The sequence below is a fragment of the Agromyces sp. NPDC056965 genome, assembly GCF_042673425.1.
In the GTDB taxonomy this organism is placed as follows: Bacteria; Actinomycetota; Actinomycetes; order Actinomycetales; family Microbacteriaceae; genus Agromyces.
In genome coordinates this window covers 1-23,540 of sequence record NZ_JBHURI010000032.1, presented here as the reverse complement: position 1 = coordinate 23,540, position 23,540 = coordinate 1, and the positions used below count along the sequence as shown (strand labels likewise).

The window sequence follows — 23,540 nt, the reverse complement described above, 5'->3', positions numbered from 1 at the left end:
TGCGGCCGCCGCCCGGACGACCCGGACGCCAGCGGGATCGAGGAGCACGGCGCAGTTCGCGGCGCTCCGACCGGAAGCTCTGCACCGAGCAGCCGCGCGCATCCATTCAACGACGAGGAGATGAACAGCATGACTCAGACAGGTCGGAGGCGTCCGCGGAATCGCGTGACGCTTCTCGCAGGAGCAACCCTCATGTCGGTACTCGCCCTCTCGGCGTGCAGCGGCTCGAACGACGCTCCCGCCGCGGATGGCGGCGGTCTCGGAACCGCCGACCAGCACGTCGAGATCACGATGATGTCGAACGACGCCTTCGCCCAGGTGTGGCAGGAGCAGCTCGTTCCCGAGTTCAACGAGAAGTACCCGTACATCGACGTCACCATCGACTCGATTCCGTACACCGAACTGCTCGCCAAGGGCATGCTGAACGGCACCGATGTCGACCCCGAGTACGACCTCATCACGCTCGACGACCCGTGGACGCCGCAGCTCGCCGACGCCGGCGTGCTCTACGAGCTGAAGGGCGACGCCGACGAGTGGACCGATCCCGAGTACGACTGGGACGACTTCAACACGGCGCCGCTCGCATCGAGCGAGTGGGACGGCGGGCAGTACGGCGTTCCGCTGCGCTCCAACATGCTCCTGATGTTCTACAACAAGGACCTCTACGCGAAGGCCGGCCTCGATGCCCCGACTCCTGAGCTCACGTGGGACCAGTACATGGACGAGGCTCCGAAGCTCGTGCAGGACACCGACGGCGACGGCAAGGTCGACTCCTGGGCCGTCGGCCTCACCTGGATGCGCGGCGCACTCTCGCCGCCGTTCTGGCAGGCCGTGTTGAACTCCAACGGCGGAGCGCTGTTCGACGACTCGCTCGACCCGGCCTTCGAGACGGACGAGGGCGAGGCGGCACTGCAGACGCAGGTCGACCTGCTCGAGTACGCGCCGCCCGGTGCCGGCACCTACAACTACACCGAACCGCTCGACGCGTTCCGCCAGGGCAAGATCGCCACGATCTTCACGTGGGGGAGTGCCTACAAGAGCGCCGCGGTCGATCCGGCCGTCACCACGCTCACGCCCGACCAGGTCGGCATCCAGACCATGCCCGCCGGCGACGTCAGCGCGAGCACCCACCGCGGCATCTGGAGCGGCTCGGTCTTCAAGAACTCGAAGAACCCCGAGGCCGCCTGGACCTTCCTCCAGTGGATGAGCTCGAAGGAGGGGGAGGTCTGGACCACCAACACGCTCGGCTCCTTCCCCGCTCGCAAGTCCACGCTCGCGACCGCTCCGAGCGAGGAGTGGCTCGTGCCCGTCCTGACCACCCTCCAGGAGGCGTACGACGTCGCCGCCGAGGGCGAGATGTGGCGCCCGCGCACCCCGGAGTCGAACGCGATCCAGGAGATCCTCGCCGACCAGACGAGCGCGGCGGTTCAGGGGCAGGTCTCCTCGGCCGAGGCGCTCGAGAAGGCCGCCACGCAGATCGACGAACTGTTGAAGAAGTAGAAGAAGCAGACGCATGAGCATCGAACTCTCGAGAAGCAGCAACAGGGCACGACAGCGATCGCGGCTGCGCGACATCATCAGCCGGTGGACGTTCATGCTCCCCGCGACGCTGTTGCTGGTCGCCGTGCTGGCGTACCCCCTGATGTACACCCTCCAGATCAGCTTCTCGGAGTTCGATCTCGCGTCGTTCGCACCGTCGGGCCCCGCCGGCTTCGACAACTACACCGCGGCCTTCGAGAACGAGACGTTCCAGAACTCGCTCGTCGTCACCGCGATCTACCTCGTGATGGCCCTGCCGCTCCAGATCGTCCTGGGCTTCGCCATCGCGTACCTGTTGAACGCGGAGTGGAAGGGGCGCGGAGCGATCCGCGCGCTCTTCCTCATCCCGATGGTCGTGGCGCCGGTGGTCTCCGGCGGCATCTGGAAGATGATCCTCGATCCGCTCTGGGGCGGGGTCAGCTGGTTCCTCGGGCTGTTCGGCGTCGCGCCGATCGACTGGTTCGGAGACGCCACGATGTCGATGGTCAGCATCGTGCTGATCGACACGTGGCGCTCCGTTCCCTTCGTCGCGCTCATCGCCTCGGCCGCGCTGCTCGCGCTGCCGAAGGACATCTTCGAGGCGGCGAAGGTCGACGGGGCGAACTGGTGGCAGACGCTGCGCTCCGTCAGCCTGCCGCTGCTCGCACCGATCATCGCGGCGACGTTCATCGTGCGGTGGCTCGGCGCCGTGAAGATGTTCGACGTCGTGCTCGCCACGACCAACGGCGGGCCCGGTGAGGCGACCAACGTCGTGAACCTCTACATCTACCAGCAGGCCTTCCGCCTGTTGAAGTTCAGCGAATCGTCGGCGATGGCCGTGATCGTACTCGTCATCACGATGGCGCTGACCTTCGTCTTTCTCTACGGCAGCAAGAAGTTGGAGGACCGACTGTGAGCACCCTCACCGATCGGAGGCGCACCGATTCCCGCACGCGCACCGGGGACGGGCAATTGCCCTCCGCCGAGCGGGCGCCGGCCCCGGTCGCCCCGCGAACCCGCGGCGAACGCGCCCGCATCTGGTCGGGCGTCATCATCTGCATCCTCTTCCTGCTGCCCCTGCTCTGGATGCTGCTGACGTCGTTCAAGGAGCAGCGCGACATCTTCACGGTTCCGCCGACGATCTTCTTCGAGCCGACGCTGAACCAGTACTTCTCGGCCTTCGAGCGCGGCGACCTCGGACCGAAGCTGATCAACACGATCATCGTGGCGCTCGGTGCCGGCATCGTCTCGCTCGTGGCCGGCGCGATGGCCGGCTACGCGCTCTCGCGCCTGAAGATCCGCGGCGCGGCGACCATCGGCGTGCTCATCCTCGTGTCGCGCGGGGTGCCGCCCATCGCGCTCGCCGTGCCGATGTTCCTCGTGGCGCGCACGCTCGGCATCACCGACACTCACATCACGCTGATCCTCGCCTATTGCTCGTTCGTCATCCCGTACGTCATGTGGCTCATGCGCGGGTTCTTCCTCGCGCTGCCGAAGGAGCTCGAGGAGTCGGCGATGCTCGACGGCTGCTCGAGGATGGGTGCCTTCTTCCGCATCATCGTGCCGATCTCGGCGCCCGGCCTGATCTCGACCTTCATCTTCAGCATCATCCTCGCCTGGGAGGAACTGCTCTTCGCCCTCGTGCTGACGAACCGGAACGCTACGACGATCCCCGTCGCCATCGCGGGCATGGCCGGCGACACCGAGACCGGGGCGAACTGGGGCGCGCTCTCGGCCGCCGGCATGGTGACGGTCGTGCCGGTCGTCATCCTCGCCCTCATCGTGCAGAAGTGGCTCATCCGCGGCCTCGCCGACGGCGCCACGAAGGGATGACGCGGCTCGACCGCGGAACGACCGTGCTTGCAGTCGAACATCGAATGAACCGAATGAATGGAGAACGTCAGTGAGACTCCCCGTCAAGGAAGTCATGCCGGGCGGCGAACGCATCACCGAGCGCGAGATCACCGCCCCGGTCGACCTCTGCCTCGACAACGGGCTGCTCAACCCGGCGGCCGTGGGGTGGACGCGCACCGCATTGCACCGCACGCAGCTGCGCGGGTGGGGGCGCAACAAGCGCTTCGAGTACTGGTCGATCGTGACGCCGACGCTGATCTTCACGATGAACATCTCGCACCACGACTACCGCGCCAACGTCTCGGTCACCCACCTCGACCGATCCACGTACGAGGAGATCCGGCAGGGCGGCAACACCTGGTTCCCGAAGCGCGGCGGCCTGAAGGACCGCCGACTCGGCGAGCCGATGGAGGGATCCCGCAAGGACGTCGTGGTGCGCATGACCCCGGCCGGCGACGACACCGTGCTGCACGCGCGGTCGCCCCGCATCGAGGTCGACGTCCGGGTGCTCGCCGAAGACGGCCACGAGTCGATGGGCGTCGTCGTTCCCTGGAGCGACCGCAAGTTCCAGTACACGAAGAAGGACAACTGCCTGCGCGCCGAGGGCGTGATCGTCGTCGACGGGGTGACGCACGAGATCGAGGCGGCGACGTCGTACGCCGTGCACGACCGGGGTCGCGGTCGCTGGCCGTACTTCACGTTCTGGAACTGGGGCGCCGGCAACGGCCGAACCGCGAACGGCGAGGAGCTCGGCCTGCAGTTCGGCGGCAAGTGGACCGACGGCACGCCCTCGACCGAGAACTGGGTGCGGATCGACGGCCGCCTCACGAAGATCAGCTCGCACCTCGACTGGCGCTACGACCCGAGCGACTGGCTCGCCCCGTGGACGCTGCGCGGCCCCGGAGTCTCGGTCGAGTTCACGCCGCAGCGCCACCTGAAGCACGCGTTCGACCGGTGGATCATCCTGAGTCGCAGCGACACGTGCTTCGGCCACTACTCGGGCGTCATCCAGCTCGACGGCGGCGACGTCGTGGAGTTCAGCGACGTCTTCGGCCACGTCGAAGAGGTCGAGCGCCGCTGGTGACGTCGCGAGCAACCTCGCGAGCACCGTCGCGGGCCGTCGAGAGCCCGTGACCTCGAAGCCGCCCTGGGGCTCGGCGATCGGTCCACGGTCGTTCCCAGGGCAGAGCGGGGTGCCGCCCCGAGATGCGGCATCCCGCTCACCCTTCCCCGATTGGAGTCCCATGTACGCAACATCCGATACCGTCGCGTCGTTCTCGGTGCTTCGGCTCGCGGCATCCGCGCTCGACGACATCGACCCGGCGGTCCCCGTCGCCGACGGCGTCGACGGCTACCTCGCGCTGCTGGCCGCTCCGTCCGGTGCCGTCGCGGCCCGAGGCATCCGAATCGCGGATGCCTCGGCGCCGTACGACTTCATCGTGGTCGAGCACGTCGGTGCCGGCGGTCCGTACACCCGCGCCTGGGTGCGTCATCACGACGTGGACGGCGCGGTCTCGTACTCGTTCTTCACCGAGACGCCCGCGCCGTTCCCGCTTCGCTCCTACCCGCTCGACGCACTGCAGCCGAGGGAGGGTGCCGCGCTCACTGCCGCCCGGTAGGGTACGGGCATGGTGGTAAGTCTTGCGGAGATCCGCGAAACATCGGGCGAGGTCTTCTCCGAAGGGTGCTCGACGCGCGTCGTGCTCGATCACATCATGAGCAAGTGGGGTGTGCTCGTGCTGCTCGCCCTCACCGACGGCACGCACCGGTGGGGCGAGTTGCGCCGCGAGGTGCAGGGCATCAGCGAGAAGATGCTCGCCTCGACGCTGCGCACCCTCGAGGCCGACGGCATCGTCGCGCGCACGTCGTATCCCGAGGTGCCGCCGCGGGTCGAGTACGCGCTGACCGACCTCGGCCGGGAGCTCATGGAGCACATGCTGCCGCTCGTGCAGTGGGTGGCGGTGCGGGCCGACGGCATCGTGCGGGAGCGCTGACGCCGACTCAGCTGACGGTGGGGAGCACCCCGCCGTCGGCCCTGAGGGCAGCCCCGTTCGTCGCCGACGAGAGCGGGCTGGCCAGGTACGCGACCAGGCTGGCGATCTCCGAGGGTTCGATGAACCGTTGGATGAGCGACGAGCTGCGCACGAGGCTCGACTTCAGCTCGTCGGGGTCCATCGAGTGGGCGGACGCGATCTGCTCGACCGTCGCAGCGACCCCGTCGGAGTAGGTCGGTCCGCCGAGGACGGTGTTCACGGTGACTCCGGTGCCCCGGGTGAGCTTGGCGAGTCCGTTGCTCAGCGCGAGCGACGCGGCCTTCGTGGCGCCGTAGTGGATCATGTCGCCGGGCACGTCGATCGCCGACTCGGTGCCGACGAAGATGATCCGCCCCCAGCCCTTCTCGAGCATCGGCTCGAGGAGTCGCCGCGACAGGCGGACGCTGCTCATGACGTTGATCTCGAAGTACCGCGACCAGTCCTCGTCATCGATGTCGGCGAACGGTGCGACGTCGAAGAGCCCGGCGTTGTTGATCAGCACGTCGACCTCCCCGAGCGCGTCGAGGAGCGAGCGCGTCTGCACGGCGTCGGCGAGGTCGGCCGCGATGCCCGACACGTCGCCGCCAGGGGCTGATGCGCGAAGTCGTTCGACGGCGTCGGCGACGCGACGCTCGCCACGCCCGTTGACGACGACCGACGCGCCTTCGGCCAGACATGCCTCGGCCACGGCGTACCCGATCCCCTGAGTGGATCCACTGACGAACACTCTCCTGCCTGCGAGCTCGAGGTCCATGTCGTATGTCGTCCTTCCCGGCTGCCATTCGCAGCAATTTACTTTCCTGAGAAAGTGAACGTTACGCCGATTCACTTTCCTGAGCAAGTTTTCGCTAGTCTGGGCGCATGACTGCCCCGGACTCCGCCGACGAGTTGGATCGCGACGAGCTCGCGACCTGGTCGGCCTTCGCGACACTCCTCGAATGGGTGCCCGCGGCGCTCGACGCGCAATTGAAGCGCGATTCCGGGATCAGCCATTTCGACTTCGGGATCCTCTTCGCCCTCTCCCAGGCCGAGGATCGCACTCTCCGCATGAGCGATCTCGCGGGCTTCGCGAACAGCACGCTGTCGCGGCTCTCGCGCGCGGTCGACCGGCACGAGCGCGAGGGCTGGGTGCGCCGCGCGCCCGACCCGGCCGATGGGCGGATCACCCTCGCGACGCTGACGAGTCAGGGCCTCGAGTTCGTTCGCGCGGCGACACCCGGACACGTCCAACTCGTGCGGCGGCTCGTGTTCGACTCCCTCACCAAGGCGCAGTCCCAGCAGCTGAGCGTCATCAGCCGGCGGATCACGGGCGCCGTCCGCTCCGAGGGTGGTTGGCGGCCGCCGAGCTGACGCCACCGGCGCCGGGGTCGTCAGCCGGACTGCCGATACTGCGCCACACGGCGAAAAGCATGCGCTGCGCGCCGAACCGCCCTAGCATCGGAGGAGCGCACCGGCACCCCCACCCGACGTCGCCCGAGTCGACCCCCCGCCCTGTCGGTGCTGCAGCCCAGGAGCCCGAGTGACGACCCACCCCGACGACCAGCCCGTGTACGGGCTCGGCGCGTCCGACGGCGAGCTCGCGCCACGGCCGGGTCGCCGCAGCGCAGACGCCGGCGGCACCCTGCGCCCGCGACGCCTTCCGGCGCCGGAGTGGGGGAGGCAACCGTCACCGCGCGACGTGCAGCGCTACTACCTCTGCAGCGAGGAGCCGAGCGGAGAGTTCGTCGAGGTCATCATCCCGGTGACCGATGCCGGGCGCCTCCGCTACTTCACGACGAGCGACGGCGAGAAGCTGACCGAGGTCGACGAGGACTACTTCGTGCGTCGCGGCGAGGGCAACGCCCGATCCCTCCTCGAACTCGACGCGCGCGAGATGGCCGAGCTGCAGGCCGAACTCGACTTCGTGCGCCCGGTGCTCGGGCGCGACCCGCTCGCCGAGGCGGCCGAGGCGGCTGAGGCGGCTGCGGAGGCTGCAGTGATGGATGTCGCGGAGCCGGTGAGCATCACGGAGCCGGCGGATGTCGCGGTGCCGACGGATGTCGCAGAGTCGGTCCATCCGGCAGCGCCGCCGGTTCTCGAGCCCGCCGACGACGACCTCGCGCTCGCCGAGGGCGAGCCGACCGAGGTGATCGAGCTGCAGTATCCGGTGCCGGTGCACGTACCGTTCGCCCAGTTCGTCGACTCGACGCCCGAGCCGACGCTCGCGCTGCCGACGGCCACCGACCCCCAAGCCCACGATGACGATGACGACCAGATGATCGAGGAGTACCACCCAGTGATCGGTTCAAACAGGTTCGAGCAGGTCGAGCCCGCGGCATCCGCGATGCCCGCCAATGTCACCCAGATGCCGATCTCGGTGACGGGCCCCGTCGCGCCGCTCGCGCCCGGACCCGCACCCAGACTCGGGCACGACGTCGACGCGGCGGCTCAGGTCGCGCTCGCCAAGGGCATCGCGTTCGCCGCCCACCGCGGCCAGCTCGACCAGATCGGGGCCGAGTACATCGACCACCCGGGCCGCGTGGCCGAGCGCTTCGACCCGGTGAACGAGCCGGTGCTCGTCGCGGCGGCCTGGCTGCACGACGTGCTCGAGGACACGGCGGTCACCGCCCAGAACCTCCTCGAGGCGGGCGTCCAGCCCGAGGTCGTCGAGATCGTGCAGCTCCTGACCCGCACTCCGGATGTCGCAGACGACGCGTACTACGCCCGCATCAGCCGCCACCCCGTGGCCCGCCGCGTGAAGCTCGCCGACCTCGATGACAACACCGCCCCGTGGCGTGTGCGTCGCCTCGAGTTCGACGTGCAGGTGCGCCTCGCCGAGAAGTACCGGCACGCACGCGAGGTGCTCAGCGCGGGCTGACTCGCGCTCGCGCTCGCGGTCTGCCGCAACGCGGCGTTGCGGACGCGAGCGTTCCAACGGCCCGCGCTCGACTCCGGAGTTCGAACCCGCACTCGCGCCCGATTCGTGCGATTCTCGAGCCGCGCCAATCTTCGTCCGAATACGTATGCCAGTTCCGCCTCAGCGCTGAGGCGGAACTGGCATACGCATTTCGCGAAACGATCGGATGCGGCTTCGCCGCTGCTCAGGCATCGATGCCCGCCCCGGAGGCGGAACCCCCAGGTGTGGGGCTTGACCGTGCACCGCGAGACGATTGCGCGCCGAAATTCGTAGCTGCGCAGATCCCCTGCCTCCCGATACGTTGGACCCAGAGATCGGCCTCCCTGGGGCCGCGTGCGGCACGACGTTGTGCCGCCCGCCCGTCGGAGGGCATCGATCGCAATGAAGCGAGAGAGGGGAACTACCGATGAGAACCGCACCCCGCAACATCCGATGGCGCCGACGCGCGCTCGCCCTTGCCGGAGCTCTGCTGCTCGGCTCGTCCCTTGCGACGGCCGGCGCGGCCGCCGCAGAAGACGACCCGCGCATCGACCTGCCGCCGGGCTATCTCGATGCCCAGACGGCGGCGAGCAACATCGAGCTGCTCTCGAGCACGCCGCGCGTCGCGCCGTTCGACGCGAATCCCGGCAACTTCGGCTTCGTGAACTCCGACCTGGCGTTCTCGGGCGACAACGCGATCGTCGGCAACTTCAACGGCTTCCAGGTCTACGACGTATCGGATGCCGCGGCGCCGACGCTGCGCGGATCCTTCGTGTGTCCGGGCGGCCAGGGTGACGTGTCGGTCTACGGCGACCTGCTCTTCATGTCGGTCGAGGAGACGCGCGGCCGCATCGACTGCGGCACGCAGGGCGCGCCCGGTGCGGTGAATGCCGAGCGGTTCCGCGGCGTGCGCATCTTCGACATCAGCGACATCGACAACCCGGTGCAGCTGCCCGGCGTGCAGACCTGCCGCGGTTCGCACACGCACACGCTCGTCGCCGACCCCGACGACACCGAGAACGTGTACATCTACAACTCGGGCACGTCGGGCGTGCGTTCGCCCCTCGAGCTCCCGGGCTGCGAGAACGCTCCCGCGAGCACGACGCCGGTCACGACGGGCAACCCGACGCAGTGGCGCATCGACGTCATCAAGGTGCCGCTCGCCGACCCGGCCTCGGCCGCCGTCGTGAGCCAGCCGCGCATCTTCAGCGACCCCGCGACGGGAGCGTTCAACGGACTGCAGAACGGTCCGACGCAGCCGCTGCACCCGTCGGGCACGCCGTACTCGCCGAACCCGAACACCAACACGTGTCACGACATCACGGCGTTCCCCGAGATCGGGCTCGCCGCCGGCGCGTGCCAGGGCAACGGAATCCTGCTCGACATCTCCGACCCGGTGAATCCGGTGCGGCTCGACGCGGTCTCCGACGTGAACTACTCGTACTGGCACTCGGCGACGTTCAACAACGACGGCACCAAGGTCGTCTTCACCGACGAGTGGGGTGGCGGCACCGCCGCTCGCTGCCGCGTGACCGACCAGCCCGAGTGGGGCGCGAACGCGCTCTTCGACATCGTCGACGGCAAGCTCGAGTTCAGGAGCTACTACAAGCTGCCGGTGCCGCAGACGGCGCAGGAGAACTGCGTGGCGCACAACGGCTCGATCATCCCGGTGCCCGGTCGCGACATCATGGTGCAGGCCTGGTACCAGGGCGGCCTCTCGGTCATCGACTTCACCGACACGTCGAACCCGACCGAGATCGCCTACCTCGACCGCGGTCCGGTGAACACGCCGAACCCGGCCGGGCTGAACCTCGCCGGGTACTGGTCGACCTACTGGTACAACGGCAACGTGCTCGGCAGTGAGATCGCGCGCGGCTTCGACAGCCTCGCGCTCACCGCGAGCGACCAGCTGTCCGAGAACGAGATCGCCGCGGCCGGCGAGATCGAGCTCGCGCAGTTCAACGCCCAGCTGCAGACTCGCCTCGTGCACGAGGCGAGCTTCGCCGTGGCCCGGTCGTACATCGACCAGGCCGAGCGCGATGGCAGCCTGAGCGGCAAGGCGCTGCGCGAGGTGCTCAAGCACGTCGACAAGGCCGAGAAGCTCGCGGACGGCCCCGCGAGCGGCAACGCCGTCGCGGCGCAACTCGACAACGCCGCCAAGAAGTCGGGCGCTGCCGCCGACTCCGCGTTGGTGCAGGCGCTGAACGCGCTCGCAGCGACCTTCTGATGAGGGAGCCCGGAGACCGCTTAGCGGCCTCCGGGCGCCACCTCACGAAGGGCGAGCGCCCTCAGGAGGCGCGAGCGGCGAGCAGCTGTTGCATCTTCGCGATCTCGACGCCCTGGTCGGACTCGACGTGGCGGGCGAACTGGTCGATCTCCGACTCGTGCCCGCCGCCGGCGGCGTAGAGCTCGTCCACCATCTGCACGGCACCCTGATGGTGCTGGATCATGTACTCGAGGAACAGCCGGTCGAACTCCGCCCCGTCGGCCGCCTCGAGCTCGGCGAGCTGCTCCTCGGTGAGCATGCCGGGCATCTGGTGTCCGTCGGCGTCATGGCCGTCGTGCCCGCCCGCCCGCGCGTCGTTCAGCGGCACCACCCGGTCTTGCAGCCACCGGGTGATGAGGTCGATCTCATCCTGCTGGCTGACCTGCATGCGTTCGGCGAGCAGCCGGATGTCGCGGTCATCCGTTCGATCGTCGACGAACCCCGTCATCGTGATGGCCTGGTCGTGGTGCGCGATCATGTCGAGCATGAACTGCTCGTCGGCCTCGGTGTGCTTCGGTGACTCGAGGTTCAGCGACTCGTCGGGGGAGAGGGTGTGGTTCTCCTCGCCGGGGGCGCCGAGCTGCACGACCGGGCTCGTCGGTGCGACCTCTCCGGCCGTGCACGCGGCCAGCCCGAGCACGAGGGCGAGAGCCATGCAGACCGGGCCGGAACGTTCCACAACCGTCATGCACGTACCTCGTCTTCATCGAAGGGTCACCGACCATCTAACTCGATGCCGAGGCGCGGGGCTACCATTGTCGGAGGGGGGAAACCGATGCCGTCACCCGACGCCCGAGACTCGGATCCGACTCTGATCGGCTCGGTGCAGCGCGCCCTTCGACTGGTCGACATCGTCGCGAACGAACCCCGCCCGATGCCCGTGAAGGCCCTCGTGGCGAAGAGCGGCCTCACCCCCGGCACGACTTACAACCTCGTGCGCACGCTCGTGCACGAGGGTTACCTCGCCCGCGAGCCCGACGGCCTGTTGCTCGGCACCCGATTCCCGGCGTTCGTCACGGCCGACGCCGCCCACGGCGTGTTCCTCTCGCGCGTGCGCACGGCGCTGCGCGGCGTGACCGAGGAGCTCGGCGCCACCGCGTACCTCTCGCGATATCAAGACGGCGAGGTGCACCTCGTCGACATCGTCGATGCCGTGCACAATCCGCGTGTCGAGCTCTGGGTGGGGCTGCACAGCAGCGCGCACGCGACGGCGCTCGGCAAGCAGATCCTCGCCGTGCTGCCCGAGGACGAGCGGCTCGACTACGTGTCGCGGCATCCGCTCGCCGAACTCACGCCGCACACCATCAGCGACCGGCGCGTGCTGCTCGACCAGCTCGAGCGCTCGCGCGAGCGGGCTGTCGACCGCGAGGAGTACGCGATCGGCTACACCTGCATCGCCGTGCCCGTGACGGCCGCGGACATCACCGCCTCGCTCGCCGTGTCGCTGCCGAGCGAGGTCGGCGCCCACGCTGATCCGTCGCTCGTGCAGCGCCTGCAGGACGCGGCGTCGCGCCTCTCGCTGCAGATCGGCACCGATCGCCTGGGGCAGTCGGGCGCCTGATCGCGTGTTCGCCTGATCCGCCTGTTCGCCCGCCAGTCGGCCGTGCCAGAGTGGAATCCATGACGAGCAGCGAACTCTGGACTCGGGCGACCGCCGAACGGTACGACGCCGAAGAGCGCGAGATGACGTCGCCGGCCGTGCTCGGGCCGACCGTCGAGTTTCTCGCCGAGCTCGCCGGCGACGGGAGGGCGCTCGAGTTCGCGATCGGCACGGGTCGCGTCGGCGTGCCGCTCCGCGAACGCGGGGTCCAGGTCGTCGGCATCGAGCTCTCGGAGCCGATGGCCGAGGTGCTGCGGCGCAAGGTCGACGAGGCGACCCTTCCGGTCACGATCGGCGACATGGCGACCACTCGGGTCGCCGGCGAGTTCAGCCTCGTCTACCTCGTCTACAACACGATCTCGAACCTGCTCACGCAGGACGAACAGGTCGAGTGCTTCATGAACGCCGCGCGGCACCTCGCGCCCGGCGGGCGCTTCGTCGTCGAGCTCGGCGTGCCGCCGCTGCGGTGGCTGCCGCCCGGGCAGGTCGCGGTGCCCTTCGACGTCTCCGAGGAGCACCTCGGCTTCGACACCTTCGAGCTCGCCGAGCAGATCCTGACGTCGCACCACTTCACGCGCGAGGGCGACGCGTACCGCCCGGGTCGTTCCCGCCACCGCTACGCCTGGCCGGCAGAGCTCGACCTCATGGCCCGCATCGCGGGGCTCGAGCTGGAGCGGCGCGTCGCCGATTGGGACGGCAGCGCGTTCACCGACGACTCGACGAAGCACGTGTCGGTGTGGCGCAAGCCGGCCTCTCAGGCGTGATGGCACCGCTGTTCATCATCTGAAAACTTCGTGTTGCCGCTCGGTGTCCGATGCCCCTAGCGTGACGAACACGCGACATAGGGCGCGTGACTCCATCACCACCTGATCACGCAAATGCGATCGACCATCGGGGGACGGTTCGGGTTCGTACGCCGAGGTGGCGATGGTGATCGCGCGGGGGGAAGGTTCGGGTCTTTCTCCCCGCGCAGCCTTCGTTCACGAGCGGTCGAGTTCAGCTCGCTTCCGCATCAGCTCGTGCAGCAGCGCGAGCGCCTCGGTCGCGGCTTCGATGCTCGCGCGCTCCCGCTCGGGAAGCGCCGCGACGGCGTCGATGACATCGGCGCTCCACGCGTCGGCGATCGCCTCGTGCTCGCGAACGCCGTCGGGTGTCGCCCAGATGCGCACGACCCGGCGGTCGGCCGCGCTGCTCTCGCGGGTGATGAGACCGCGACCCTCGAGCGAGCGGAGCGCAGCGGACGTGTTCGACTGACGCAGGCCGAGTGTGCGGGCGAGCTCGCCCACCGTGGCCCCGGGGCCGTCGACGACCTGCTTCAGCAGCGCGACCTCGGTCGTCGGGATGGGCCCGACGTGGGCGCGCTCGGGAGCCCGCCGGTGGATGGTCCAGGCGAGCTCCCTGAGCGTGATCGCGACGCGCTGCAGCGACGCATCCTGCTCGAGCAGGCGAGGTGCGCGCGTGTCACGGTCGGTCGATCCCATTGGGCAAAGTGTAGGTCGGCGAGCGGGTCGGTCACTGCTCAGTACTGCTGCGCGAGCGTGTCGAGCACGAGGTTCGTCGCGGCGATGTTGTCGAAGCCCGGCTTCTGGCCCTTCTCCCACTCCGCGATCGCGAGGCACGTGTCGACGACGAGCTTGCAGCGCTCGTAGCGGCGGGCCGTGTAGGCGTCGAACGCGGGCTCGTGGTCGTCGTCATGCCGTCGCAGCTCCTCGGCGAGCACGATGCCGTCTTCGATCGCCTGCGCCGCGCCCTGCCCGAGGTGGGGCGTGACAGTGTGCACGGAGTCGCCGATCAGCACCACGCGCCCGCGATGCCACGGCGCACGGGCGATGAGCGATTCCTCGGGCCGCAGCACGATGTCGGCGTCGGGCCGCAGGAACTCGTCGCGCAGCTGCCCGGTCAGCCAGCCGAAGCCCTCGAGGTGCTGCTTCAGCGCCGGGTAGATCTCGTCGCCCTTCGGCCGCTGGTCGCGCTCGTACTCGGCGTTGAAGAAGAAGTAGGCGAGGTCCTTGCCGATCGGGACGAAGCCCGCCATGCCGGTCGGCCCGGGCTGCAGGATGATGCGGTCGATCTCGGGCAGTCGGGGCATGTTCAGGCGGAACGCGCTCTGGCCGATGTAGTACGGCCGGAGCTCGACGCCGAGCACGTGCTCGCGCACCTTCGATCGCACGCCGTCGGCGCCGACGACGAGGTCGTACCGCTCGGAGCCGCCGTCTTCGAAGCGCACGGTCACGCCGTCCTCGTGCTGTTCGAGTGTGTCGAACGCCGTCGAGTAGCGGATCACGACGCCGACCTCGAGCGCCCTCGCGGTGAGGATCTCGTGCAGTCGCGGCCTCGTGATGCCGTTCATCGCCGGGTACTCGGCGCCCTCGATGCGCGTCGCCGTCATGTCGCGGAGCTTGCCGCCGTCGAGGTCGTGCATCGACCCCCACTCAGTGGCGCCGTAGCCGTCGGCCATGCACGCCTCGGCGCAGCCGATCGCGTCGAGCGCGCGCATCGCGTTCGCGGGTTGGATGATGCCGACGCCGAAGACCGACGAGTGCACGTCGGCCTGCTTCTCGATGACGGTGACGTCGAGTCCCGCGTTGGCGCGGAGGGCGATGGCGGTGGCGAGACCGCCGATGCCGCCGCCGACGACGAGGATGCTGCGATCGCTCATGTGGAGTTCCTCACATAGGCCCGCCGGCGCACCCTTGCGCCGGTCCGAGGGCTGTCGATGTTCCAATCGACATATATATCGTCACATATAGATTCGCGCCGAGTGATGCGGTCCGTTCAACGTCAGGTTGCGCCATCCGGAGCTTCGGACTCAGTCGTCGAGGACCGCGACGAGGTCGCAGTGCACCAGGGCGCCGCCGGTCAAGCGAGCCGCGATGACCTGCCGCGCGGGCCGGTCGTCAGGGTCGGGGAACATGGCGAGCCATTCGCGGTTCAGCGCCTCGCGGTCGTCGGGATCGACGAGCTGCACCGTGAGCTTGATGATGTCGTCGGGGGAGCCGCCGGCCGCCGCCATCACGGCGCGGATCTGCCGGAAGGCGTTGGCGCACTGCGCGTCGAGGCCGGGCGGCATCGCACCGGTCGCGGGGTCGCGGCCCGTCAGCGCCCCCGACTGGACGTGCGCGCCGATGCGGCTCGCGGCAGGAATCGGGTTGCGATGCAGATGACCCGGAAGATGGATGCTGCGCCGACGGGCCATCTCAACGCCCCGCGAGCACCACGCGGTTCTCGATTGCGCCCAGCCCCTCGATCTCGGCGCGCACGACATCGCCGTCCACGAGGAACCGGCCCGTCGGTGCGCCGATGCCCGCGGGCGTCCCGGTGGCGAGGATGTCGCCCGGCATGAGCGTCATGACCTGCGTGAGGTAGGCGATCTGCTCGTAGATGTCGTAGATCATGTCGTCGGTGCCGAAGCGCTGCCGCTCGTCGCCGTTCACCGTGAGGCGCATGTCGAGCGCGAGCGGGTCGTCGATCTCGTCGTCGGTCGTGAGCCACGGGCCGATCGGGCCGTGCGTGTCGAACGACTTGCCGAGCGTGAACGTGGGGGAGCGCTTCTGCAGCCAGTCGCGCACCGAGACGTCGTTCACGACGAGGTAGCCGGCGATGACGGAACGTGCGTCCTCGACGGCGACGTGCCGGCAGCGCCGGCCGATCACCACGCCGAGCTCGATCTCGTAGTCGAGCGCGTCCGACACGAGCGGCTTCTCGATGTCGTCGAACGGTCCGTTGATGCACGAGACCTGCTTGTTGAACCACATCTGGCTCGTGGGGGTCGGGATGCCGGCGGCCGCGGCCTCGACCGCGTGCTCGCGGTAGTTCATGCCGATGCCGAGGAACTTCTGCGGGTCGTCGATGGGTGCCTCGAGCCGCACGTCGGCGATGCGGTGCACCGGCCCGGCAGCACCCTCGATCGCGGCGCGCAGCTCGCCGAGCCGCGGCAGGATCGCCCGGAGCGAGGTGTCGACGCCCGGCACGGCGCTGAGGTCGGTGACCGTGTCGCCGTCCACCCGGCCGAGCCTGATCGGGCCGTCGCCGCTGCGGAATCGCGCGAGCTTCATCGGGTCTCCTGTCGTGCCTGGGCGTCCTGCTCGGACGGCAGCGCGCCCCAGGCCTGCTCGGCGGTCGGCGTCAACTGGAACAGGATGAACCGCCAGCCGTAGGAGGCATCCGCTGCCCTCACCAGCACCTGGGTGGCGACTCCGCCGAGCGTGCGCTCACCGCCTTCCTTGGTGCGGAGCCGGTTCTCGAGGTCGCCCGTCATGACGGCGACGTCGCCGATGAGGCGGATGTCGAGGTCGCCGCGCTTCGTGCCGAGGTAGGGCCGGCGGGTCGCGACGTGCTCGAGCAACTGCGTCTTCGAGTGCGTCAGTCCGGGAGCGTGGATGTGCACGAGCGTCTCGTCGAAGAGCGCGTCGAGGGTCGCGAGGTCGCCGTCGAAGAGGGCCTGCAGCCGGCGCTCCTCGACCGCGCGCAATGCCCCGGCGGTCGCGGCATCCGCCGTCGTCACCTTGGTCATCGCGCGGCTTCCTCAGCGTCGCGGGTGCGGAAGCCGGTTGCCTCCCCGGCCTCGAAACCGGGTCGTGGCTGGCCGACCAGGCGGTGGTAGCCGCTGAAGATCTCATCCGCCTCGGCCAGGGGCAGCACCTGCTCGATGTCGTCGAACGGCTTGCCGTCGGTGCGCTCGGCGACCATGCGGCGGATCACCTCGTAGCCCTCACCGCGCATCGACATGATGATGCGGTTGACGCCTTCGCGGCGCGCAGTGTCGTAGGCGACGAACGCGGCGTGCGGGTCGTCGTGGTTCGCGAGCTGCTCGGCGACGACGCGCGCGTCGAGGAACGCCTGGCACACGCCGTTGCCGCCGCGCGGGTACATCGCGTGCGCCGCGTCGCCGAGCAGCACCACGCGGCCGTCGACCCAGTTGTCGAGCGGTTCGTGGCGGATGAGGGGGAAGAGGTAGACCTCGCGCGCGTCCCTGATCAGCTGCTGGATGTCGACGTAGTCGATGTCGACCGTCTCGTAGAGCGACACGATGTCGTCGACGGAACCGAGTTGGTTCCAGTCCTCGATCGTCTCCTCGCCCTCCTTCTCGACTACCCAGTTGACCAGCTGCTTGCCGGTGCCCTCGAAGTCGTCGACGATCGGGTAGACGATCATCGTCGAGATGCGGGGGTCGCCGATGTGCAGGATCGTGTGGCCGTCGCGGATCGGTTCACGGAGCGTGGTGCCGCGGTACATCGTGATGCCCGAGTAGACCGGCTCCGCCTGGTTCGGGTGCATCTGGCGGCGCACAGGCGACTTGATGCCGTCGGCGGCGATGACCCCGTCGTGACGCACCTGCTCGGTGCGGCCGTCGCGGTGCTCGATGTCGAGCGTGACGCCCGTCTCGTCCTGCGTGTACTGCACGACCCGGGCGCCGAGCACGACCGACTCCTCGCCGAGTCGCTCGAGCACAGTGCGGTAGAAGAGCATCTGCAGCGAGCCCCGGTGCACGAAGCGCTGCTCGTGCTCGTAGCCCATGTGCACGCCGCACTTCTCGGCGTAGATCTCCTGGCCGTAGTGGTTGTAGAAGATCGAGTCGACGGCGTCGACCGACATGGCGCGGAACTCCTCGAGCAGTCCCAGCTCCTCGATCTCCTTCGTGCCGTAGACCTTGATGTCCACGCCCACGCCGAGGGGCTTCAGCTCGGGGACGCTCTCGTAGATGCGCGTGCGGATTCCCTGCTGGTGCAGGCGCAGGGCTGTGACGAGGCCGCCGGGCCCCGCACCGATGATCGCGATGTCGTGCATAGTGGAATGGATCCTCTCTCATGCGCGCACCTTCGCGCGCTGGTCGTATCGAGTCGACGCTCAGGCGCCGGCGCGAGTCTCTTCGCCGAAGCGCTCGGCCAGGAACTGCCGGGTCGACTGCCAGGAGCGCGCCGTAGCGCGTGCGCTGTAGCCGACACCGGGCGGCATGCCCGGCAGGTCGGATCTCGGGTTCGTGTACGCGTGCCTGACGCCGCTATAGAGGGCGACCTCCCAGCCGATGCCCGCGCCGTCGAGGTCGGCCTCGAGCGCCGAGCGGTGCTCGGCGGTGGCCATGGGGTCGGCCGAGCCGGTGCACACGAGCACGTCGATTCCGGATGTCGCGGCAGCCCAGTCTCGGTCGAGCAGGTCGAGGCCGCCGTGGATGCTGACGGCGCCGACGACGTCGCCGCCCGTGCGCACGAACTCGAGGGCGCCGGCACCGCCGAAGCAGTAGCCGAGCGCGACGATGCGCTCGGCGTCGACCTCGGGCCGGGCCGCAGCGGTGCGATGGGCGGCGGCGACGCGCGCCATCCATTCACCGCGGTCGGCCGCCATGGCGCCGATGAGCGGGCCGATGTCGGGGCCGCCCGCCGGCTGGTGCCGATCGCCCCACACGTCGGCGGCGAACACGGCGTAGCCGAGGTCGGCGTACCGGTGAGCGTGCGCGATGGTGTCCTCGCCGAGGCCGAACGCGTCGTGCAGCAGCAGCACGGTCCCCAGGCCGACGGCGCCCTCGGGGGCGACGAGCAGGCCGATCATCCGCGTGCCGTCGTGGCCGTATTCGACGTCACGGGTCTCGAGGTCACGAGTCTCGATGTTCAGAATCTCGAGGTCACGGGCGGTCAGCGCAGGCATGGCGCTCCTTTCGGGGAACGCGGTGCCGGGCACCGGCTGCGACGATTCGTCAGCTCGACGGAGCGCGCTTGAACCAGTCGGTGATGAACCTGAGGAAGATCTTGACCCGCTCGGGGGTGGCGTCGCCGGGTGCGTGCAGGGCGTACAGCGAGCGCGTCGGCGGGGGCAGGTGCGGCAGCACCTCGACCACCTCGGCCGCGCGCGTCGAATGCTGCACTAGGGTTCGCGGCACGTGGCCGATGCCGCATCCGAGCTCGATCATCTGCTCGATGATCGAGTACGCGTTCGACGTGAACGCCGGTTCCTGCACGCGAAGCCGTGTCGCCTGATCGCCCTCGCCGAGATGCCACACCGGGTCGCCCGTGTGCGTCAGCAGGTCGTGATCGCTGAGCTCCGGCGGCGACGCCGGCGTACCGCGGCGTTCCAGGTAGCCCGACGACGCGGCCAGCATGAACGGCAGGTCCGTGATGCGTCGCACCTTGACCCGCGAGTCCGACGGATGCCGCGCATGGAACGCGATGTCGAACCCCTGGTCGAGGAAGTCGTGCGTGCGGTCGGAGATGCCGCCGAGCTGCAGCTTGACGCGGATGCCGGGGTGCTCGAGCCGGAACTCGCCGACCGCGAGGCCGAGCTCCTGCAGGCCGATCCACTTCGGGCTGATGATCGACAGCCGGCCCTCCGACGAGCGCTTCGTGTGCGACAGCGTGGCATCCTGCTCGTCGATCTCCGACAGGATTCGCTCCGCGAACTCCGCGTACTGCTCGCCGTCGAGCGTGAGCGAGACCGACCGGGCCGTGCGGTTCACGAGTCGCACGCCCAGCTGGCTCTCCAGGTCGGCGACATGACGAGAGACGAGCGAGGGCGAGATGCTGAGCTCGGCCGCTGCGGCGCTGAACGAGGGCGCATGTGCGACTGAGACCAGCGTCCGCATGACGGCGAACCGGTCCACGACTACGCTCCTTCGGGTCCGTGACGCTGCGGATCGCGCTCCGGGGAAGGCGTCCGCACGGGTTCGAAGTATATCGACGCACGTCGTGCCTCCCTCTGGGTGCGGGCTGCTCCGGGTGCGGAGCGGCGTTCGGTTCCGCCCGGCGACAGCGGGCGTGATTGCAGGCTAGCCACGGGGAGGGCATGACGGACCCGCGATCTGTGCAAACTAAGCGTGCAGGCCGCGGCCTGTCGCCCGCGGCATCCGCAACGTACATTTGCGGCCAGTGCCACTCGCACCGCACCATCGCCCCACCGCCCACGCAGAGGAAGCCGGACCAATGACGGTCGTCGACATCAACATCCACCACCTGCCCGAGGATCTGTTCTCGAACGAGAAGATCCTGAACGGGTTCCTCGGCAGCGCGCCGCGCGGCTTCGGCGAGATCGCCAGGGTCGAGACGATGGAGTCCGGCAAGCGGCACCTCATCCTCGAGAAGCCCGCCGGCCACCAGAACCTCAACTACGTCGAGGGCGACTACTCGGCCGAGGCGAAGCTCGCCGCGATGGACGAGGCCGGCGTCGACTACGGCATCATGCGGGTGCCGGTCTGGCAGGAGTGGCTCGACCTCGAGACCTGCAAGGCGGTCAACGACAACGCGTTCTCGATCGCCGAGCGATCGGGCGGCCGGCTCTTCGCCACCGTGTGCCTCCCGCCGTGGGGCCGCGCCGACATGATCGACGAGCTCAAGCGCTGCGTCGATCGCGGCGCCGTCGGCGTGCAGCTCGCCTGCCACTACGGGCAGCTCTACCTCGACGACCCGACCTTCGAGCCCTACCTCGAGGTGCTGAACGAGCTCGGGCTGCCCGTGATCGTGCACCACACCCCGCTGCCGGTCGAGTGGCGCTCGGTCGTCGACTACACGAACCTCCGCCGCGAGTACGGCCGCATCATCGACCAGTCGACCGCCGTCGGTCGCGAGCTCTTCAGCGGCATGTTCGACCGTTTCTCGAACCTGCGCTTCATCCACACGATGCTCGGCGGCAACTGGTTCGCGAACACGGCGCTGATGACACCCCACCGGCCGAACAAGGCGGAGGCGCTGCAGCGACTCGACCCGACCGGCGGCGAGAAGATCCAGCAGTACCTGCGCGAGAACATCTTCTTCGACCTCACGCACCCGCACTCGTGGGGCAAGACCCAGATCGAGGCCGCGCTGCAGATCAACGGCGCCGACCACTACCTCTTCGGCTCCTCGTTCCCCGTCTTCTACAGCTGGATGAGCCAGGGCGTCGAGTTCATGGACCACGAGGTCGAGATCTCGGCCGCCGACCGCGAGCTCGTCATGTCGGGCAACGCGAAGCGCATGTTCGACCTGCCCATCTAGTCCAAGAATCTGCCGTCACCGGACGGCACCCAGATCCCGCGGCGCACACGCCGCGAGCCGAGTCGCGCGACGAAGCGCAGACAGGAGTGACCGCGCCATGCCCGGTTCCGCGATGAAGACCATCCCCGAGACGGCCGTCGTGCAGCGCGTCGACCCGACGCCGCCGCCGCGTTCGTGGGCCAGGGACATTCCCCAGCGGTTCGCCGTGATCGGCGTCTGGATCGCGATGGCGGTGCTGTTCGCGGTGCTCCTGCCGCAGACGTTCCTCACCTACGGCGCGTTCCGGGCGATCTTCGGCGGGCAGCAGGCGCTCGTCTTCCTCGCCGCAGCCCTGCTCGTCACGATCATCGTCGGCGAGTTCGTCGACATGTCGGTCGCGGCGAACTTCGGGTTCGCGGCGATCGTCGTGCCGGTGCTCTACACGACGTACGGCTGGAACGTGTGGCTCGCGATCATCACCGCGATCGTCGCCTCGACGCTCGTCGGGCTCGTGAACGCGTGGCTCATCGTGAAGGTCGGCGTCAACACGATCGTCGTGACACTCGGCATGTCGACGGTGCTGCTCGGCATCTCGCTCGGCATCGCGAACATGACCGCGGTGAGCGGGCTGCCCGGCTGGCTCGGCCAGGCGCTGCAGTTCAACCTCCTCGGCCTGCCGATCACCTTCTACCTGGGCCTCGCCCTCATGCTCGGGTTCGCCTACGTGCTCGCCTTCACGCCGCTCGGTCGCAACATGCGCTTCGTCGGCGCGAACCGCGAGGTGGCGAGGCTCGCCGGCGTGCGCGTGACGCGCATCCGCATGGGCGCGTTCGTCATCGCCGGCCTGATCGCCGGACTCGGCGGCGTCATCGCGGCCTCGGCGACGGGCGGCTTCGACCCGAACGTGGCGAACATGTACCTGCTGCCGATGTTCGCCGCGGTGTTCCTCGGCACCGCGATCCTGCAGCCAGGCCGCTTCACCCCGCTCGGCGCGCTCATCGCCGTCTACTTCCTCGCGACCGGCGTGCTCGGCCTGCAGCTGCTGGGCGCCTCGTCGTGGGTCTCGAACGTCTTCTACGGCGGGGTGCTGGTCATCGCCGTCACCCTGTCGACCGTGCTCAGCCGAAGACGCTGAAACCGCACCATCCGCACCGAATCGCACCGAACTGCACGGTACCGCACCGCACCGCACCATCCGCTCCTCGCAACGATGCCCAGGAGGCACACCATGCACATCACTCCCATCACCAGCACCAACCGACGGTCGCGCCGCGGGCGCGCCCTCGTCACGGCCGGCGCGATCGGCGCCGCCGTCATCCTGCTCTCCGCCTGTTCGGGCGGAGCGACGGCCGACCCCTCGGCCTCGCCGGGCGCGAGCGACGGCTCCGGCTCCGACCTCGAGGCGGCGGTCGCGGCGCTGCTCGAACCGCGCGACGAGTACCCCGTGCCGACCGAGCCGACGGGCGATGTCGCCTCGCTCGCCGGCACGACCGTCTACTACGTGCCGCTCACCCAGCAGTCGCCGCAGTTCAACGTCACCGGTGAAGCGGTGACCGAGGCGTTCGCCGCGGTCGACGTCGATGTGCAGATCTGCAACGGCAATGCGACGCCGACCGAGATCGACTCGTGCATCACCCAGGCGACGCAGGCCGACGCCGCCGCGATCATCACCGACGCGATTCCCTACGGCATGGCGTCGAATGCGCTCGACGCGGCGCAGGCCGCCGGTATCCCCGTGGTGCTGAACAACAACTACGAGATGCCCGAGCACCCGGCATCCGAGACGCTGCAGTACGGCCCCGACGCCGCTGTCGACCAGCTCGTCGGCCTCTTCCAGTGGATCGCGCTCGACTCGGGCGGCACCGGCAAGGTGCTCTTCAACGAGGCCACCGACGGCTCGGCGGCGCTGACCGCCGAGGAGGCGCTCGAGCAGGCAAACGGGGTGCTCCCCGACGGGGAGATCATCGTCAACGAGATCTCGAGCTCGAACTTCCCGCTCATCCCGTCGTCGACGAGCTCGGCGCTGCTGCAGCACCCCGAGATCGGCTACGTGTTCCCGCAGTTCGCGAACCACCTGCAGCCGACGCAGGGCGGTGTCGAGCAGGCCGGTCGCCTCGCCGACACCAAGGGCGCCGTGAGCGCCGCGCAGCTCGGTGCGCTGCAGCAGCTCGAGGCCGACAACTTCCTCTACGCCGCCGCCGGGCAGGCCTCGGTGTTCCAGGGCTGGGTCGCCGCCGACATCGCGATGCGCATGCAGCTCGGCACGGAGCTGCCCGAGTACGAGATCCCGTTCCGGCTCTTCACGCGCGACACGATCGGCGATGTCGAGCTGAGCGCCGAGGCCGAGGCATCCGGCGAATGGTTCGGGCCGGCCACGTTCCGCGACGACTTCCTCGCGATCTGGGGCGCCGAGTGACGACCCCGCACTCGTCGGTGGCACGGGCGGCGATGCCCGTGC

The 23,540-nt window shown here is 69.1% G+C and carries 24 protein-coding genes; 14 read left to right on the top strand and 10 right to left on the bottom strand.

All coding sequences use genetic code 11. The annotated features are described in order from the left end of the window. The first annotated feature begins 192 nt into the window (after positions 1–192). The 6 genes from ACFTQE_RS10125 to ACFTQE_RS10100 all read left to right on the top strand — a co-directional run bounded on the left by ACFTQE_RS10125 (position 193) and on the right by ACFTQE_RS10100 (position 5,366). Positions 193–1,500 carry an ABC transporter substrate-binding protein gene (locus tag ACFTQE_RS10125; RefSeq protein WP_376924937.1) on the top strand — a complete coding sequence of 436 codons (1,308 nt, stop codon included), beginning with the start codon at positions 193–195 and terminating at the stop codon, positions 1,498–1,500. Positions 1,501–1,513: 13 nt separating this feature from the next. Then, the gene (locus tag ACFTQE_RS10120) at positions 1,514–2,434 is read left to right on the top strand and encodes a carbohydrate ABC transporter permease (protein ID WP_376924936.1); all 921 of its coding nucleotides are present in this window, start codon (positions 1,514–1,516) and stop codon (positions 2,432–2,434) included. After that, positions 2,431–3,351: a carbohydrate ABC transporter permease gene (locus tag ACFTQE_RS10115; protein ID WP_376924935.1), complete on the top strand. Its 921-nt coding sequence runs from the start codon at positions 2,431–2,433 to the stop codon at positions 3,349–3,351. Before ACFTQE_RS10120 ends, ACFTQE_RS10115 begins: the two co-directional genes overlap by 4 nt. Positions 3,352–3,421: 70 nt before the next feature. Then, on the top strand, positions 3,422–4,456 hold the full coding sequence (locus ACFTQE_RS10110) for a DUF2804 domain-containing protein (protein ID WP_376924934.1): 1,035 nt from the start codon (positions 3,422–3,424) through the stop codon (positions 4,454–4,456). A 160-nt stretch (positions 4,457–4,616) separates the two neighbouring features. Continuing rightward, positions 4,617–4,991, top strand: coding sequence for a hypothetical protein (locus ACFTQE_RS10105; protein ID WP_376924933.1), 375 nt, complete (start codon positions 4,617–4,619; stop codon positions 4,989–4,991). Positions 4,992–5,000: 9 nt separating this feature from the next. Further along, entirely contained in the window at positions 5,001–5,366 is a 366-nt protein-coding gene (locus tag ACFTQE_RS10100) for a winged helix-turn-helix transcriptional regulator (RefSeq protein ID WP_376924932.1), read from the top strand. A 7-nt stretch (positions 5,367–5,373) separates the two neighbouring features. Here ACFTQE_RS10100 and ACFTQE_RS10095 read toward each other — a convergent pair whose 3' ends face one another. Continuing rightward, complete coding sequence (locus ACFTQE_RS10095) at positions 5,374–6,159, bottom strand: SDR family NAD(P)-dependent oxidoreductase (RefSeq protein WP_376924931.1); 786 nt, start codon at positions 6,157–6,159, stop codon at positions 5,374–5,376. Between the two features lie 107 nt (positions 6,160–6,266). Between ACFTQE_RS10095 and ACFTQE_RS10090 the strand changes: the two genes are divergently transcribed. The 3 genes from ACFTQE_RS10090 (at position 6,267) to ACFTQE_RS10080 (ending at position 10,507) form a co-directional block, all read left to right on the top strand. Beyond that, positions 6,267–6,755 carry a MarR family winged helix-turn-helix transcriptional regulator gene (locus tag ACFTQE_RS10090; protein ID WP_376924930.1) on the top strand — a complete coding sequence of 163 codons (489 nt, stop codon included), beginning with the start codon at positions 6,267–6,269 and terminating at the stop codon, positions 6,753–6,755. A gap of 169 nt (positions 6,756–6,924) precedes the next feature. Beyond that, the gene (locus ACFTQE_RS10085) at positions 6,925–8,262 is read left to right on the top strand and encodes a hypothetical protein (protein WP_376924929.1); all 1,338 of its coding nucleotides are present in this window, start codon (positions 6,925–6,927) and stop codon (positions 8,260–8,262) included. 445 nt (positions 8,263–8,707) lie between these two features. Continuing rightward, entirely contained in the window at positions 8,708–10,507 is a 1,800-nt protein-coding gene (locus ACFTQE_RS10080) for an LVIVD repeat-containing protein (RefSeq protein WP_376924928.1), read from the top strand. A gap of 61 nt (positions 10,508–10,568) precedes the next feature. Here the strand turns inward: ACFTQE_RS10080 and ACFTQE_RS10075 are convergent, their stop codons facing one another. After that, on the bottom strand, positions 10,569–11,234 hold the full coding sequence (locus tag ACFTQE_RS10075) for a DUF305 domain-containing protein (RefSeq protein WP_376924927.1): 666 nt from the start codon (positions 11,232–11,234) through the stop codon (positions 10,569–10,571). A gap of 135 nt (positions 11,235–11,369) precedes the next feature. On the opposite strand from ACFTQE_RS10075, the gene ACFTQE_RS10070 reads away from it, so the two are divergent. Together ACFTQE_RS10070 and ACFTQE_RS10065 are read left to right on the top strand one after the other, a co-directional pair. Then, positions 11,370–12,107 (top strand): IclR family transcriptional regulator, encoded by a 738-nt coding sequence (locus tag ACFTQE_RS10070; RefSeq protein WP_376924926.1) that lies wholly within the window; start codon positions 11,370–11,372, stop codon positions 12,105–12,107. A gap of 59 nt (positions 12,108–12,166) precedes the next feature. Then, positions 12,167–12,910, top strand: a complete 744-nt coding sequence (locus ACFTQE_RS10065; RefSeq protein WP_376924925.1) for a class I SAM-dependent DNA methyltransferase — start codon at positions 12,167–12,169, stop codon at positions 12,908–12,910. 216 nt (positions 12,911–13,126) lie between these two features. On the opposite strand, the gene ACFTQE_RS10060 is transcribed toward ACFTQE_RS10065, so the two are convergent. The 8 genes from ACFTQE_RS10060 to ACFTQE_RS10025 form a co-directional block, all read right to left on the bottom strand. Beyond that, the gene (locus ACFTQE_RS10060; RefSeq protein WP_376924924.1) at positions 13,127–13,627 is read right to left on the bottom strand and encodes a MarR family winged helix-turn-helix transcriptional regulator; all 501 of its coding nucleotides are present in this window, start codon (positions 13,625–13,627) and stop codon (positions 13,127–13,129) included. Between the two features lie 38 nt (positions 13,628–13,665). Continuing rightward, the gene (locus ACFTQE_RS10055) at positions 13,666–14,805 is read right to left on the bottom strand and encodes an FAD-dependent oxidoreductase (RefSeq protein WP_376924923.1); all 1,140 of its coding nucleotides are present in this window, start codon (positions 14,803–14,805) and stop codon (positions 13,666–13,668) included. Between the two features lie 150 nt (positions 14,806–14,955). Next, positions 14,956–15,342 carry a RidA family protein gene (locus tag ACFTQE_RS10050; RefSeq protein WP_376924922.1) on the bottom strand — a complete coding sequence of 129 codons (387 nt, stop codon included), beginning with the start codon at positions 15,340–15,342 and terminating at the stop codon, positions 14,956–14,958. Position 15,343: 1 nt separating this feature from the next. After that, complete coding sequence (locus ACFTQE_RS10045) at positions 15,344–16,201, bottom strand: fumarylacetoacetate hydrolase family protein (protein ID WP_376924921.1); 858 nt, start codon at positions 16,199–16,201, stop codon at positions 15,344–15,346. Further along, positions 16,198–16,659 carry a nuclear transport factor 2 family protein gene (locus ACFTQE_RS10040; RefSeq protein WP_375835570.1) on the bottom strand — a complete coding sequence of 154 codons (462 nt, stop codon included), beginning with the start codon at positions 16,657–16,659 and terminating at the stop codon, positions 16,198–16,200. The genes ACFTQE_RS10045 and ACFTQE_RS10040 overlap by 4 nt, the downstream gene beginning before the upstream one ends. Beyond that, a complete protein-coding gene (locus tag ACFTQE_RS10035; RefSeq protein WP_376924920.1) occupies positions 16,656–17,933 on the bottom strand; it encodes an FAD-dependent monooxygenase in 1,278 nt (425 codons plus the stop codon). The genes ACFTQE_RS10040 and ACFTQE_RS10035 overlap by 4 nt, the downstream gene beginning before the upstream one ends. A 60-nt stretch (positions 17,934–17,993) precedes the next feature. Beyond that, positions 17,994–18,788: a dienelactone hydrolase family protein gene (locus ACFTQE_RS10030; protein ID WP_376924919.1), complete on the bottom strand. Its 795-nt coding sequence runs from the start codon at positions 18,786–18,788 to the stop codon at positions 17,994–17,996. A gap of 49 nt (positions 18,789–18,837) precedes the next feature. Next, the gene (locus ACFTQE_RS10025) at positions 18,838–19,737 is read right to left on the bottom strand and encodes a LysR family transcriptional regulator (RefSeq protein WP_376924918.1); all 900 of its coding nucleotides are present in this window, start codon (positions 19,735–19,737) and stop codon (positions 18,838–18,840) included. Between the two features lie 319 nt (positions 19,738–20,056). Here ACFTQE_RS10025 and ACFTQE_RS10020 point away from each other — a divergent pair, with 319 nt between their 5' ends. The 3 genes from ACFTQE_RS10020 to ACFTQE_RS10010 all read left to right on the top strand — a co-directional run bounded on the left by ACFTQE_RS10020 (position 20,057) and on the right by ACFTQE_RS10010 (position 23,498). Beyond that, on the top strand, positions 20,057–21,103 hold the full coding sequence (locus ACFTQE_RS10020) for an amidohydrolase family protein (RefSeq protein ID WP_376924917.1): 1,047 nt from the start codon (positions 20,057–20,059) through the stop codon (positions 21,101–21,103). A gap of 97 nt (positions 21,104–21,200) precedes the next feature. Beyond that, on the top strand, positions 21,201–22,217 hold the full coding sequence (locus ACFTQE_RS10015) for an ABC transporter permease (protein ID WP_376924916.1): 1,017 nt from the start codon (positions 21,201–21,203) through the stop codon (positions 22,215–22,217). Positions 22,218–22,310: 93 nt separating this feature from the next. Then, positions 22,311–23,498, top strand: a complete 1,188-nt coding sequence (locus ACFTQE_RS10010; protein WP_376924915.1) for a sugar ABC transporter substrate-binding protein — start codon at positions 22,311–22,313, stop codon at positions 23,496–23,498. Positions 23,499–23,540: the final 42 nt, after the last annotated feature.